The organism is Thermophilibacter sp. ZX-H3, assembly GCF_052599055.1.
In genome coordinates this window covers 1-13047 of record NZ_JBQXES010000003.1, presented here as the reverse complement: position 1 = coordinate 13047, position 13047 = coordinate 1, and the positions used below count along the sequence as shown (strand labels likewise).

At 71.0% G+C, this 13047-nt stretch carries 10 protein-coding genes; 8 read left to right on the top strand and 2 right to left on the bottom strand.

The annotated features are described in order from the left end of the window. The first annotated feature begins 26 nt into the window (after positions 1–26). Positions 27–704 (top strand): M48 family metallopeptidase, encoded by a 678-nt coding sequence (locus ACULPM_RS01805; RefSeq protein WP_445331313.1) that lies wholly within the window; start codon positions 27–29, stop codon positions 702–704. A 225-nt stretch (positions 705–929) separates the two neighbouring features. Further along, the gene (locus tag ACULPM_RS01800; protein ID WP_445331314.1) at positions 930–2315 is read left to right on the top strand and encodes a TrpB-like pyridoxal phosphate-dependent enzyme; all 1386 of its coding nucleotides are present in this window, start codon (positions 930–932) and stop codon (positions 2313–2315) included. A gap of 447 nt (positions 2316–2762) precedes the next feature. On the opposite strand, the gene ACULPM_RS01795 is transcribed toward ACULPM_RS01800, so the two are convergent. Then, the gene (locus tag ACULPM_RS01795; protein WP_445331315.1) at positions 2763–4565 is read right to left on the bottom strand and encodes a carbon starvation CstA family protein; all 1803 of its coding nucleotides are present in this window, start codon (positions 4563–4565) and stop codon (positions 2763–2765) included. A 312-nt stretch (positions 4566–4877) separates the two neighbouring features. Here ACULPM_RS01795 and ACULPM_RS01790 point away from each other — a divergent pair, with 312 nt between their 5' ends. The 5 genes from ACULPM_RS01790 to ACULPM_RS01770 all read left to right on the top strand — a co-directional run bounded on the left by ACULPM_RS01790 (position 4878) and on the right by ACULPM_RS01770 (position 11484). Beyond that, positions 4878–5570 carry a response regulator transcription factor gene (locus ACULPM_RS01790; protein ID WP_445331316.1) on the top strand — a complete coding sequence of 231 codons (693 nt, stop codon included), beginning with the start codon at positions 4878–4880 and terminating at the stop codon, positions 5568–5570. Beyond that, positions 5567–6619, top strand: a complete 1053-nt coding sequence (locus ACULPM_RS01785; protein WP_445331317.1) for a sensor histidine kinase — start codon at positions 5567–5569, stop codon at positions 6617–6619. The genes ACULPM_RS01790 and ACULPM_RS01785 overlap by 4 nt, the downstream gene beginning before the upstream one ends. Positions 6620–6826: 207 nt before the next feature. Next, positions 6827–7507 carry an ABC transporter ATP-binding protein gene (locus ACULPM_RS01780; RefSeq protein WP_445331318.1) on the top strand — a complete coding sequence of 227 codons (681 nt, stop codon included), beginning with the start codon at positions 6827–6829 and terminating at the stop codon, positions 7505–7507. A gap of 146 nt (positions 7508–7653) precedes the next feature. Continuing rightward, positions 7654–10626: an ABC transporter permease gene (locus ACULPM_RS01775; protein WP_445331319.1), complete on the top strand. Its 2973-nt coding sequence runs from the start codon at positions 7654–7656 to the stop codon at positions 10624–10626. A 195-nt stretch (positions 10627–10821) separates the two neighbouring features. Then, positions 10822–11484 carry an HAD family hydrolase gene (locus ACULPM_RS01770; protein ID WP_445331969.1) on the top strand — a complete coding sequence of 221 codons (663 nt, stop codon included), beginning with the start codon at positions 10822–10824 and terminating at the stop codon, positions 11482–11484. 76 nt (positions 11485–11560) lie between these two features. Here ACULPM_RS01770 and ACULPM_RS01765 read toward each other — a convergent pair whose 3' ends face one another. Beyond that, the gene (locus ACULPM_RS01765; protein WP_167930239.1) at positions 11561–12511 is read right to left on the bottom strand and encodes an SPFH domain-containing protein; all 951 of its coding nucleotides are present in this window, start codon (positions 12509–12511) and stop codon (positions 11561–11563) included. 120 nt (positions 12512–12631) lie between these two features. Between ACULPM_RS01765 and ACULPM_RS01760 the strand changes: the two genes are divergently transcribed. Beyond that, on the top strand, positions 12632–13047 hold a 416-nt coding region (locus tag ACULPM_RS01760), incomplete at its 3' end, for a hypothetical protein (RefSeq protein WP_445332307.1).

Sequence of the window (13047 nt, the reverse complement as noted above, 5' to 3'; positions counted from 1 at the left end):
ACGTCCGGGCACGCTACAATGCCCGCATGGAGAGGAACCTGACAAAGCGGACGCTTCTCGCGGGCGGACCGCACGGCGTTGCCGTCGAGGTCGAGCGCAGGCGCGTGCGCCGGCTCAACCTGCGCGTGCACGCGGACGGCACCGCGCACCTCTCTGTCCCGCCGCGCGTCACGCTCGCCGAGGCCCAGCGCTTCCTCGACGGGCACGCCGAGTGGCTCCGCCGGCACGTCGCCCGGCGCCTGGCACATGCTGCCGAGGCCACGCCCGAAGACGGGCTCATCCCCCTCTGGGGCCGGCTCGTCCCGCTGCCCGACGGCGCCGCCCCCGACGAGGTCTACCGCTCCGAGCTCGCCCGCCGCCTGCCTAAGGTCGTCGCGCGCATGGAGGCGGCCGTGGGCGCCCGCGCCTCCGGCTGGCAGCTGCGCGCGATGTCCACGCGCTGGGGCTCCTGCACGCCCAGGACGGGGCGCATCCGCGTCAACGTCCGGCTTGCCGCCTACCCGCCCGCCTGCCTGGACTACGTCGTGGCCCATGAGCTCACGCACCTTTTGGAGCCCAGCCACAACGAGCGGTTCCACGTCCTTCTCGCCCGCGCGTACCCCGACGAGCGCGCCGCCCGGGCCCTCCTGCGCCGCCCCGCGCGCGACGTCGCGGCGACCGACTTGTTTCCGGCCGGCAACACGCGCGAAACAGTGGCCGGGTAAGCTGCCCTCAATCGTCTCCGAAAGGAAGGCTGTCAATGACCCGCCTCGCGCACATCGCACTTCTCGGCGCCCAGCAGCTCGCTGGCGCTCGCGCGTGGTGGTGGACAAGGACGACTCCCCTCTCGGACTGACGAGGCCACTCGCGCATGCATAAGGGCCCTCGGACTCAGTTCCGGGGGCCCTTTTCCTGTGCGCCGCGAAGAGCAACCACGAAAGGAGCGCGTCATGACCGGCACCACCCCCTACCGCACCTACCTCAGCGAGCAGCAGATCCCGACCGCCTGGTACAACCTGCGCGCCGACATGCCCGAGAAGCCCGAGCCCATTCGCCTGCCAAACGGAGCCGTGGCCACCCACGCCGACCTCGCCCCCGTCTTCACCGACGCCCTGATCGACCAGGAGCTCGACGACGAGACCGCCTACTTCGAGATCCCCGAGCCGGTGCGCGAGATGTACAAGGTCTACCGGCCGAGCCCGCTCTGCCGCGCGTACAACCTCGAGCGCGCGCTGGGCACGCCCGCGCACATCTACTACAAGTTCGAGGGCAACAACACGAGCGGCTCGCACAAGCTGAACTCCGCGCTCGCGCAGGCCTACTACGCCGCCGCGCAGGGCCTCACCAACATCACCACCGAGACGGGCGCCGGCCAGTGGGGCACAGCCCTCGCCGAGGCCGCGGCGCACTACGGCCTTGACCTCGACGTCTTCATGGTCAGGTGCTCCTACGAGCAGAAGCCGTTCCGTCGCAACATCATGGAGACCTTCGGCGCCACGGTGACGCCGTCTCCCAGCGAGACGACCGAGGCGGGCCGGCGCATCCTCGCCGCGCACCCGGACTCCACAGGATCGCTCGGCACCGCCATCTCCGAGGCCGTCGAGCGCGCGCTGCACGTGCCCGAGAACCGCGGCCGCTACCAGCTCGGCAGCGTCCTCAACCAGGTGGTTTTGCATCAGAGCGTCATCGGCCTCGAGAGCTACGAGGCGCTGCGCGCGATCGGCGAGTACCCCGACATCGTGATCGGCTGCGCGGGCGGCGGCTCCAACCTCGGCGGCCTCATCGCCCCCTTCATGCGCGACAAGCTGCGCGGCGAGCGCCCCGACACGCGCTTCGTCGCGGTGGAGCCCGCGAGCTGCCCCTCGCTCACGCGCGGCCGCTACGCCTACGACTTCGCGGACACGGGCCAGACCTGCCCGCTGTGCAAGATGTACACGCTCGGAAACGGCTTCATCCCCAGCCCCGACCACGCGGGCGGTCTGCGCTACCACGGCATGAGCCCGATCGTGTCCAAGCTCAAGCACGACGGCTACCTCGAGGCGGTGGCGGTGCGCCAGACCGACGTCTTCGAGGCGGGCGAGAGGTTCGCCAAGCTGGAGACGATCCTGCCGGCGCCCGAGAGCGCGCACGCCATCCTCGCCGCCATGCGCGAGGCCGAGAGGTGCCGCGAGACCGGCGAGGCCAAGACCATCCTCTTTGGCCTCACGGGCACGGGATACTTTGACATGGTCGCCTACGACAAGTTCAACCGCGGCGAGATAGAGGACCACGTGCCCACCGACGAGGAGCTCGAGGACGGCTTCGCCACAATCCCGAGCGTCCCCGGAATCCAGTAGCGCCCGCGCGCGGCGAGAAGGGCCTGGGGCCGCGGGCCCTTCTCGCCCGGCGGTCGCGGGCCCCTCTCGCCCTGCGGTCGCCCGGCCGCTGCGGAATCGGGGGTCGTGGCAATTCCTCGGCCCGCGGCGTTGCGCCGTTGGGGGTTATGGCAGGCGAGAAGAACGGCGACCTGCGGCTCTCTCGGCCTCCGTTGCGGAATCCGGGCTCATGGCAGGGCAGTCGCTGCCACGACCCCGAATCCCGCAGCGCTCCCCCGCCGCGGGCTGCCACGACCCCGGATCCCGCAGCGCGGCAGGGCCCGGCCCCGTGCGAATCCGCCGCCTCGCGGCCTTGCGCTGGACCCCGCGGCGCAACGGGGCCAGGGGCGGGAACAGAGCCGAGGCCGCCACGAGAAAGGCCCCGCCGTCCCAGGGACGACGGGGCCACGGGAGGGCGAGCGACGGGCGCTACTCGCCGCAGTTCCTCCGGCCGAGCTCGGACCACTCGGGCTCCTCGTCGGGCAGGGAGCCCGCGCTCTTGGTGAAGAGCTCGCGCAGGCAGTTGTATGCCACGATGAGGCCGAGCACCACGAGCAGGATCGCGAAGACGAGCTGCAGGCCCGAGGTGGCGATCACGGCCGCGCCGCTCGCGGAGAGCGCGCTCACGCAGCCGATGATGCTCTGGACGAGCGATGTGAAGGTGCTCACCAGCAGGAAGGCAACGGGCACGTAGAGCATGAAGCCCTTGCGGCCGGTGCACTTGCAGAAGACCGCGAGCATGATCATCGTCATGCCGCCGAGCAGCTGGTTGGACGCGCCGAAGAGCGGCCAGATGTTGTTGTAGCCGCCGAAGGCGAGGGCGAGGCCCAGCGCCAGCGTGAGCACGGTGGCCACCCAGGTGTTGGAGAAGAACTTGGCCGCGCCCTCGGCGCCCGCGCCGGCCTCCTCGGCCGCGTCGTTGCTCTTGGCGAAGAACTCCTGGAAGGAGAGGCGGCCGATGCGCGCCACGGCGTCGACGGACGTGAGCGCGAGCGCGGAGACGCACATCGTCATGAAGACGGTGGCGAGCGTGGAGTCCACGCCGAAGGCCGTCATGCCGCGCGCGACGCCCTGCGAGAAGATCTGGAACGGGGTCGCCGCGGCGCCGTTGTTGAGCAGGCCCGTGCCGGCGGTGTTGAGGTCGGAGAACATGATCGCCGCGAAGACGATGGCGAGCACGCCCACGAAGGACTCGAGCACCATGGCGCCGTAGCCCACGGGCAGCGCGTCCTTCTCGCTCGACACCTGCTTGGAGGAGGTGTTGGTGGAGACGAGGCTGTGGAAGCCGGAGAGCGCGCCGCACGCAACGGAGACGAAGAGCAGCGGGAAGACGTAGCTGCCCTTGGCCGCGAGGGCGTCGAGGTCGGCGACCATCGGGGCGGTCATGGTGGCCTGGCCGCCCGCGCCGAGCACGAAGACGCCGATGACGGCGCACACGATCATGACGAGCATCATGATGGAGGTGAGGTAGTCACGCGGCTGCTTGAGCGTCTGGATGGGCATGGCCGCGGCAAAGAGCAGGTAGACCATGATGACGGCGAACCAGCCGTTCTTGTCCAGGTAGACCGGGAACTGCATGCCCACGGCGAACATCGCCACGAAGAGGACCACGGCGAGCAGGAGCTCCTTCCACCCGGTGAGGCCGAAGCGGCGGTTGATCCAGCCGAAGGCGATGGCCACGAAGGTGAAGAGGATCGAGATGGTGCCGGCCGCGCCGCCCGCATAGGAGACGGCGGCGTCGACGGCGCCCGCGGCGTCGAAGGTCGCCTTGAACGTGCCCGCGACCATGTCGACGAAGGCGGCGATCACGATGATCGTGAAGAGCCAGGAGAAGATCAGGAACAGACGGCGGCCGGTGTGGCCGATGTACTTCTCGATGAGCTGGGCGAGCGACTTGCCGTTGTTGCGCATCGAGGCGTAGAGCGCGCCGAAGTCGTGCACGGCGCCGAAGAAGATGCCGCCCACGAGGACCCACAGCAGCACCGGCAGCCAGCCGAACATCATCGCGGCGATGGTGCCCGTGACGGGGCCGGCGCCGCAGATGGAGCTGAACTGGTGCGAGAAGGCCGTGAAGCACGAGGCGGGCGAGAAGTTCTTCCCGTCCTCCATGCGACGCGCGGGCGTGATGGCCTCGGCGTCGATGCCCCACGTGCGCGCGAGCCAGCGGCCGTAGAGCAGGTACCCGGCGACCAGGACCACGGCCGCGACGAGCACGATGACGATTCCGTTCATGTTTCCCCCTTACGCTTGCAGGAACCCCGGACATGTTGCGCGTACAACATCTGGGCGGCCTCCACGATTCCCACATAGTTTCCGACCGCTAACCGGCAGGAAACATACCGTTCACGGACGGTCGCATCGTCGTTCCAGCGTTCCGCCGCGCCGCCGCCGTGCCACTGGCGTCAGGTTTATTTGGCACGACACAAATCGTGCCAAATAAACCTGACGCCAGTGGCACGGCGGCGGCGCGGCGGAACGTGACGAAACCGTCATGCGAGGACGCAGCGTCGCCACCCTATACTCGGAGGGGACGAAGGGAGTGCCATGCAGCGCATACTTCTCGCGGAGGACGACCAGCTCATCGTGGAGGGCCTCTCGGAGCTTCTGGCCAACGAGGGCTTCGTCGTCGACTCCTCCCCCACCCAGGCGGGAGCCGTCGAGCTCGCTTGCCGGCCCGGCGCGGGCTACGCCCTCGCCCTCGTGGACCTCACGCTCGCGGAGGGCAACGGATTTGCCGTCTGCAACGCCATCAAGACCGCGACGCCGGACGTGCCGGTGATCTTCCTCACCGCCGCGGACGACGAGCTCAACACCGTGACGGGCCTCTCCATGGGGGCGGACGACTACGTTGCCAAGCCCTTCCGCCCGCGCGAGCTCGTGGCCCGCATCCACGCCGCCATCCGCCGCGCGCACCCCGAGCGGACGGTGCTGCGCCTCGGCCGGGTGAGCATCGACCCCGACCGCGCGCACGTTGAGCTGGACGGCCAGGAGGTCACGCTCTCCGCGCTCGAGTACCGGCTGCTGCTCCTCTTTGCCAAGAACGCGGGCCGGCTGGTCACGCGCGGCATGATGCGCGAGGCGCTCTGGGACGACGCGGGCGCCTACGTGGAGGAGAACACGCTCTCCGTCTACATCAAGCGCCTGCGCGACAAGCTCGAGGACGACCCGTCCGACCCGCAGCTCATCGTCACCGTCCGCGGCCTGGGGTACCGGGCCGGCGGGGAGGGCGCCGCGTGATCGGCAGGAACCGCGAGGTGTTCCGGACCGTCGCGGCGTTCCTCGCCGTGGGGGCTGCATGCGCGTTCGCGTCCTGGCTCGTCGCGGGCGCCGGCGCGGCGGCCTGCGTCGGGTGCGCGACGGCGGCGCTGCTCGTCGTCCTGCTCCTCGCGACCAGGGCCCGCTACCGTGCGCTCGCCCGGCTCGCGGAGCAGGTGGACGAGGCGCTGCACGGCGGGCGCGACGTGAGCTTCGAGCGCATGCGCGAGGGCGAGCTCGCGATCCTCGCCTCCGAGCTCGACAAGATGACGAGCAGGCTCACCCTCGCCGCCGAGGACCTCGAGCGCGAGAAGAACGCGCTTGCCGACGCGCTGGCCGACGTATCCCACCAGCTCAAGACCCCGCTCACCTCGCTCGGCCTCATGACGTCGCTCGTGCGCGGCCGGCTTGCCGCTGCGGGCGGGCACGAGGCGGAGGTCGCGCGGCTGCGCACGATGGAGCGGCTCGAGGACCGCGTGGAGTGGCTCGTCTCGTCCCTGCTCAAGCTCGCCCGCATCGACGCGGGCGTGGTGAGGCTCGCACGGACCCGCGTGGACGGCGCGGAGCTCGTCAGGCGCGCCGCCGAGCCGCTCGCCGTTGCCTTCGACCTCGCGGACGTGGCGCTCGTGCGCGACGTGCGCCCGGGCGCCGGCTTCGAGGGGGACCTCGCCTGGACCGCCGAGGCGCTCGAGAACGTCCTCAAGAACTGCCTCGAGCACACGCCCTCCGGCGGCGAGGTGCGCGTGAGCTGCACGGAGGACGCGCTCGCCTTCCGCCTGCGCGTCGAGGACACGGGCCCCGGCATCCCCGAGCGCGACCTCCCGCACGTGTTCGAGCGCTTCTATCGCGGCGCCCCCGCGCCGGGCGCGGCGGCCGCGGCGGCCGGCTCCGAGGTCGACCCCGCCGGCGTGGGCATCGGCCTCGCGCTGGCGCGCAGCCTCGTGGCGGCGCAGGGCGGCTCCATCCGCGCCGGTAACGCGCCCGGCGGCGGGGCGCGCTTCGACATCGTCTTCTTCAGGGCAACGGTGTGACGCGAGCGGCGTGCAAGGCGTGCAAAGGGGACAGCGTGCAAAGGGGACAGTCACTTTTGCACAGGTGCTTGTGTGCAAAAGTGACTGTCCCCTTTGCACGCTGTCCCCCTCGCACGGCCGGGTGACGAATCCGTCACGCGCGCGTCATCGCGGCGCCGGGATCCTCTGCCATCATAGGGTCAACCGAGAAGGAACCGAGGAGGGACGATGGACATCCTGCAGGTGGAGCACCTCACCAAGACATACGGGAGCGGCGACACGGCCGTCACCGCCCTCGACGACGTGAGCTTCTCCGTCGCCGCCGGCGAGTTCGTGGCCATCATCGGGAGCTCGGGCTCGGGCAAGTCGACCCTGCTGCACATGATGGGCGGCGTGGACCGGCCCACGTCCGGCACGGTGCTCCTGAACGGGGAGGACGTCTTCCGGCGCACGGACGAGCAGCTCGCGGTCTTCCGCCGGCGCGAGGTGGGCCTCGTGTACCAGTTCTACAACCTCGTCCCCGTGCTGGACGTGGTGGAGAACATGTGCCTTCCGGTCCTCATGGACGGGCGCGCGGTGAACGAGGGGCGCCTCGAGGGGATGCTCCGCGCGCTCGGGCTCAAGGGACGCGAGCACCACCTCCCCAACCAGCTCTCGGGCGGCCAGCAGCAGCGCGTGGCCATCGGTCGCGCGCTCATGAACGCGCCGGCGGTCGTGCTCGCCGACGAGCCGACCGGCAACCTCGACTCCCGCAACTCCGCAGAGATCATGGCGCTCCTGCGCGCGTCCAACCGGGACCTCGGCCAGACGCTCGTCGTGATCACGCACGACGAGGACATCGCCCTCTCCGCCGACCGCGTGATCGCGCTCGAGGACGGTCGCATCGCCTCCGACACGAGGGTGAGGTAGCCATGGCGGCCAAGCACCTGCCCGCAAGGCATGCGGAGGGGGACCGTGCGAAGGGGACGCGTGCAAAGGGGACAGGCACTTTTGCACGGGACCGTGCAAAAGTGCCTGTCCCCTTTGCACGCGTCCCCTTCGCACGGTCCGTGTTCGTGAGGTACACGCTGCGCTCGCTCGCGGCCAACCGGGTGCGGACCGCCGTCACCGTGGCGGGCATCGCGCTCGCCACGGGACTGCTCATGGCCGTGCTCACGAGCGTGACGAGCCTCCAGAACGGCCTCGCCAACCAGAGCCGCGAGAGCGGCGGCGTCTGGCAGGTGGAGTTCAGGGAGACCGACGACGGCGAGCTCCAGGCCCTGCGCGACGCCGCCGGCGATCTGCTCGACCGGCTCGCCCTTCGACGGGACCTCGGGGCCGCGTCCTTCTCCGCCGAGGACGCGGAGCGCCGGGGCACCTACCTCTCGGTGCTGACGCTCCCCGAGGAGCAGGGCGGCACGGCCCGCGCCAGGGGCGACCTCAACTACGAGGTCCTGCCCTCCCCCGCCGTCGCGGAGGGACGACTTCCCGAGCGAGACGGCGAGATCGCCCTTGACTCCGGCCTCATGGGGGCTGAGCTCGCCGAGGGCGCCTCGGAGCTCCCCGGCACGGAGGCGGGCGTGTCGTCGGACGGGCCGATCGAGGTGGGCTCCACGGTCACGCTCTCCCTCGGCAGGCGCGTCGCCCACTTCGAGGACGGCACCAGCCAGGAGGTCGGCGCGGAGACCGGAGTGATGTACCAGAGCGTCATCGAGGGGACCGACCCCGACGGCACCCCCAACGTCGAGCCCGTCCAGATCGCCGAGACCCTCGATGGCGTCTCCGCGCCGCGCTCCTACACCGTCGTCGGGTTCGTCGAGCCCGACTGGTCACTCCCGGGCACCGTGGCCTACGTGAGCGCGGGCGACACGGGCGGCGCCGCCTCGACGCGCACCGACGCGTACTTCTCGACAAGCTGTGCGAGCCACGAGGAGCTCACCTCCCTCGTGAATACCGTGCGCCCCGCCGCGGGCGCACGGCCCACGGTCCTGAACGGCGGCCTTCTCGCCTACGAGGGGCTCACGGGAGACCGGCGCGTCTTCGACAGCCTCGGCATGTTCGCGGCCACGCTCGCGACGGTGATCGTCGTCGCCGCCGTGAGCCTCATCTCGAACGCCTTCACCATCTCCGTCTCGGAGCGCACGCGCCAGTTCGGCCTGCTCTCCTCGCTCGGCGCCTCACGGCGCCAGCTGAGGGGCGCCGTCCTCGTGGAGGCGGGGGCGCTCGGGCTCGTGGGTATACCGCTCGGCGTGGCGCTCGGAATCGCGGGCGCCGCGGCCGCCTTCGCCGTCACCGGCACCGGCTGGGCGCGCATCGTGGGAACCGACACCGCCGTGACGCTCGTCGTGCGCCCGTGGTGCCTCTGGCTCACGGTGCTTCTCGCCTCCGCGACGCTGCTCGTGAGCGCCGCGGTGCCGGCGCTCCGCGCGGGACGCGTCTCCGCCGTCGACGCCATCCGCGGCTCGCGCGACGTCCGGCCGGGCAGGCGGCTGCGCCGCGCCTTCTCGCGCCGTCGCCGTGCCATGGACGACTTCTCGGAGGACGGCAGCAGGCCGCGCGGGCTCGCAGCGCGCCTCGGCGGCGTCCCGGCGTTTCTCGCGCGGCGCACGCTCGCCGCCAGCGCGGGCAAGGCGCGCGTGGCCGTGGTCTCCCTCGCCGTCTCGGTGGCGCTGCTCGTGACGGCGGGCGTGACGGGAGACATGCTCTCGGGCGCGTCGGGCGCGAGCCCCTTCACCGTGACCGGCTTCGACCTCGAGCTCGTGGCCGCCGACGAGTCCGACGCACTGGAGGCCCCCGAGCGCTCCGCAGTCCTCGACGGGGCGGACGAGGTGCTCGAGGGAATCGCCGCGCTCGACGGCGTCGAGGGCGCCGCCTACGTCTGCGAGTCGTCGACGACCGTGCGCCTCTCGGGAGGGCTTCTCGGCTGGAACGCGTCCGCGGACGCGGGCGGGGAGCTCGCGGGCAGCCTCGCCGTCGCCGCGGACGGGATCGCCACCGCGAACGTGCACCTCGTCGACGACGCCACCTGGCGCGCGCTCGCGGAGGCAGGGCACGTCTCCCCCGAGGCGGCCGACCCCGCGCGCCTCTCCGCCCTGCTCGTCGGAACCGTGGACGTGAACGACGGGGTTCGCTACGGCACGCGCCAGGCGCTGGCCGCCGGAACGACGGGCACCGTCGAGCTCCTCGTCCTCGAGGGCAGGGAGGGCTATGACGACCCCCTCGTCTCCTGGGGGATCGACGAGGCGAGCGCCTACTACCCGCCGCTCTCGGAGTCGGACGGCGCCGAGGGTATCGAGCTCCCCGTGAGCGAGGTCGCGAGCGTCGTCGCGGAGGTTCCCACGACCGTGGTCCCCGACGACCTCGGGAGGGACTTTCCCGTGGCGGCGGCGCAGATGCGCGCGCAGTTCCCCACGCTCGTGATGCCCGCCCGGGCGGTCCGCGCGTCCGCGAGCGCCCTCGACGCGCTCCGCCAGGGTCGCCAGACGACCTGGGCGAACTTCTACGCGCGCCTCGCCGAGGGTGCCGACGCCTCCCAGGCGCTGAGGGGGATGACCGACGTCGCGACCGGCCTGCCCGGCGTGGAGTCGCTCGGGACCACCAACCTCGCCGCCGTCCAGCGCGACGCCCGCGCGGTGTCGTTCACGGTGCGCGTCTTCCTGTACTGCTTCGCCGCCATTCTCGCCCTCATCGCGGTGGCCAACGTCTTCAACACCATCGCCTCGGGCATGATGCTGCGCGCGCGCGAGTTCGCCGCGCTGCGCTCCGCCGGCATGGGCGAGCGCGCGTTCCGGCGGATGATCCTCGTGGAGTGCGCCGATTACGCGCTGCGCGGGCTCGCGCTCGGCGCCTTGCTCTCGCTCGTCGTGGAGCTCTTCCTGTGGCAGGCGATGTCGCTCTCCGTGAGCGGGATCACGCCCGCGGTGCCCTGGGCGCACATCGCCATGGCGTTTGCCCTGGTGGTGGCCGTCCTCGCCGCAAGCGCCATCTACGCGCTCAGGAAGACGCACGCGATGAACCTCGTGGAGGCGCTGCGCGCCGACGCGCTCTAGCCTGGTGAGACGGGGGGCGTGAGACAGAGGGGACGGGTGAGACAAAGGGGACGGGTTCATTTGTCTCATGTACCCCAATGAGACAAATGAACCCGTCCCCTTTGTCTCACCCGTCCCCTCTGTCTCACGCCCCCCGTCTCACCCGTCCCTGCGCTACAATGCGGCGTCGGACGAGGCTCAGGCGAGAGGAACCCTATGCAGACGCCCCAGGCGGTCATTTTCGACATGGACGGAACGCTCGTCGACACCGAGCGCGTGAGCCAGACGGCATGGCGGCGCGCGGCGTCCGACCTCGGAATCGAGGTCCCCGAGCGCATCTGGGACGCCTTCGTCGGCTGCAGCATGCCCGACGCCCACGCGATGGTCGACGCCGAGTTCGGCGACCCGGCCCTCACCGACCGGCTCTTCTCGCACCAGCACGAGCTCTACTTCGCCATCCGCGAGCAGAGCCTCGAGCCCTGCGAGGGCGCGCTCGACGCGCTCCGGGCGCTCGCGGAGGCCGGCATGACGCTCGCGCTGGCCACCTCCACCGCCCGCGAGCACGCGCTGCCCCTCATGGACCGCTTTGGGATGACGCCGTTCTTCTCGTCCATGACCTTCGGAGACCAGATCGGGCGCGCCAAGCCGGCGCCCGACATCTACCTCGAGGCCGCCAGCCGGCTTGGCCTCGGCCCCGCCCGCTGCGCGGCCGTGGAGGACTCGGTCAACGGGGCGCTTGCCGCCTGCGCCGCGGGCATGGCCACCTACCTCGTGCCCGAGTGGGCCACCCCCACCCCCGAGGTCGTCGAGCGGTGCGCCGCCGTGCTGGGAAGCCTGCGCGAGCTCCCCGCCGCCGTGCTGGGCCGGGACGCCCGCTAGACGAGAGAGGCGGGCCCGGAGGCCCCCGAGGGGAACGACCGGAGCCCGCCCGAAGCGGATCGTGTGGGCGCGGGGGCTACTTCTGCGGGGCCGCCGGCGGAACCTTGGAGCCCTCGTTCGCCTGCCCGGCGGCGAGCATCTGCTCGAACATGCCCGCGGTCTGCGTGAAGTCGCTCGGCAGCACCACGGTGGAGCTCTTGCCCGCCTTGGCGAACTCGCCCATCATCTCGGTCCACTGCGTGAACATGAAGAGCTGGTTGGCCTCGGCGGCGGAGACACCCGTCTCCTGGATCGTGGCGAGCGAGTCGGAGATGCCGGCGGCGATGGCCTTGCGCTGGTTGGCGATGCCCTCGCCGGACTTCTCCATGGCCTCGGCCTCGGCCTGCGCCTCGGTCACGCGGCGGATGCGGTCGGCCTCGGCCAGGTCCTGCGCCGCGGCCTTGGTGCGCTGGGCGGCGTTGATCTGGTTCATCGAGTCCTCGACCTCGGCCGGCAGCGCGATCTTGGTGATGAGCGTGGAGACGAGCGTGAAGCCGTAGGCGGTCATCTGCTCGGACACGGTGTCGTTGACGTCGCGCGCGATGTCGTCTTTCTTGGCAAAGACCTCGTCGAGCGTGTAGACGGGGATCGACGAGCGCAGCGCGTCGGTGATGAAGTCGCGCATCTGCGCCACGGGCTGCTGCAGCATGTAGTAGCTCTTGTAGACGCCGGACTGCTGCGGGGTGGCGCCGGTCTCGTAGCTCACGTGGTACTGCGCGGAGACCTCGAGGCCGATGGTGACGTTGTCCTGCGTCTTGACGTCGATGTTGAAGCCGTTCTTCATCGTGCGCAGGGAGACCGTGGCGGCCTTGCGGTCCACGAACGGAATCTTGGCGTGGAAGCCCGCGCCCACGATGCGGTGGAACTTGCCCAGGCGCTCGATGATCACGGCGTGCTGCTGCTTGACCACGTAGAACAGGTTGCCCGTGACCAGCCCCACAATCAAGAACACGACAAGGACGAGAAGAACGAAGCCTAAGAGCTCCATAGTCACTCCCTAGAACGACCAACAGGTTCTTCTCAGCATACCCATCTGGCCGGACAACAATATACTGGAAGCTGAGTTTTTACCGTGAGCTGGCATTTCCGCCGGACGGAGGGAGCACCCATGCCCGCTTTCCGCTTCTCGCGCCGCGACGAGTCCCAGATCGACCCCTTCAACGCAGGCGAGCCCGTCCTGCCCTGGGATGACCCGGACGCGCTGGCTGACGAGGGGGACGTCTTCGACGACCGCCCGTACGAGGGGGCGGGCGAGCCGGGGCCCCAGGCGGAGCCCGTCGAGTACGCGCCGCACGGCGAGCCGGGCGGCCAGCCCCACAAGCGCGAGGACAACTACCAGGCGCCCACCACGCGGGGGCACGACTACGACGCCCCCTCCATCGACGGGCCGCCGGCGGGCGGGCGCCGGTCGCGCCGGGCGCCGCGGCCCGCGGCGGCCGAGCCCGTCAGCGCCCGCGGGGCCTCGGGCTCGAGGCTCGGGAAGCTCATCGCGGAGGTCGTCGCCGTCCTCATCGCCGTGAACGT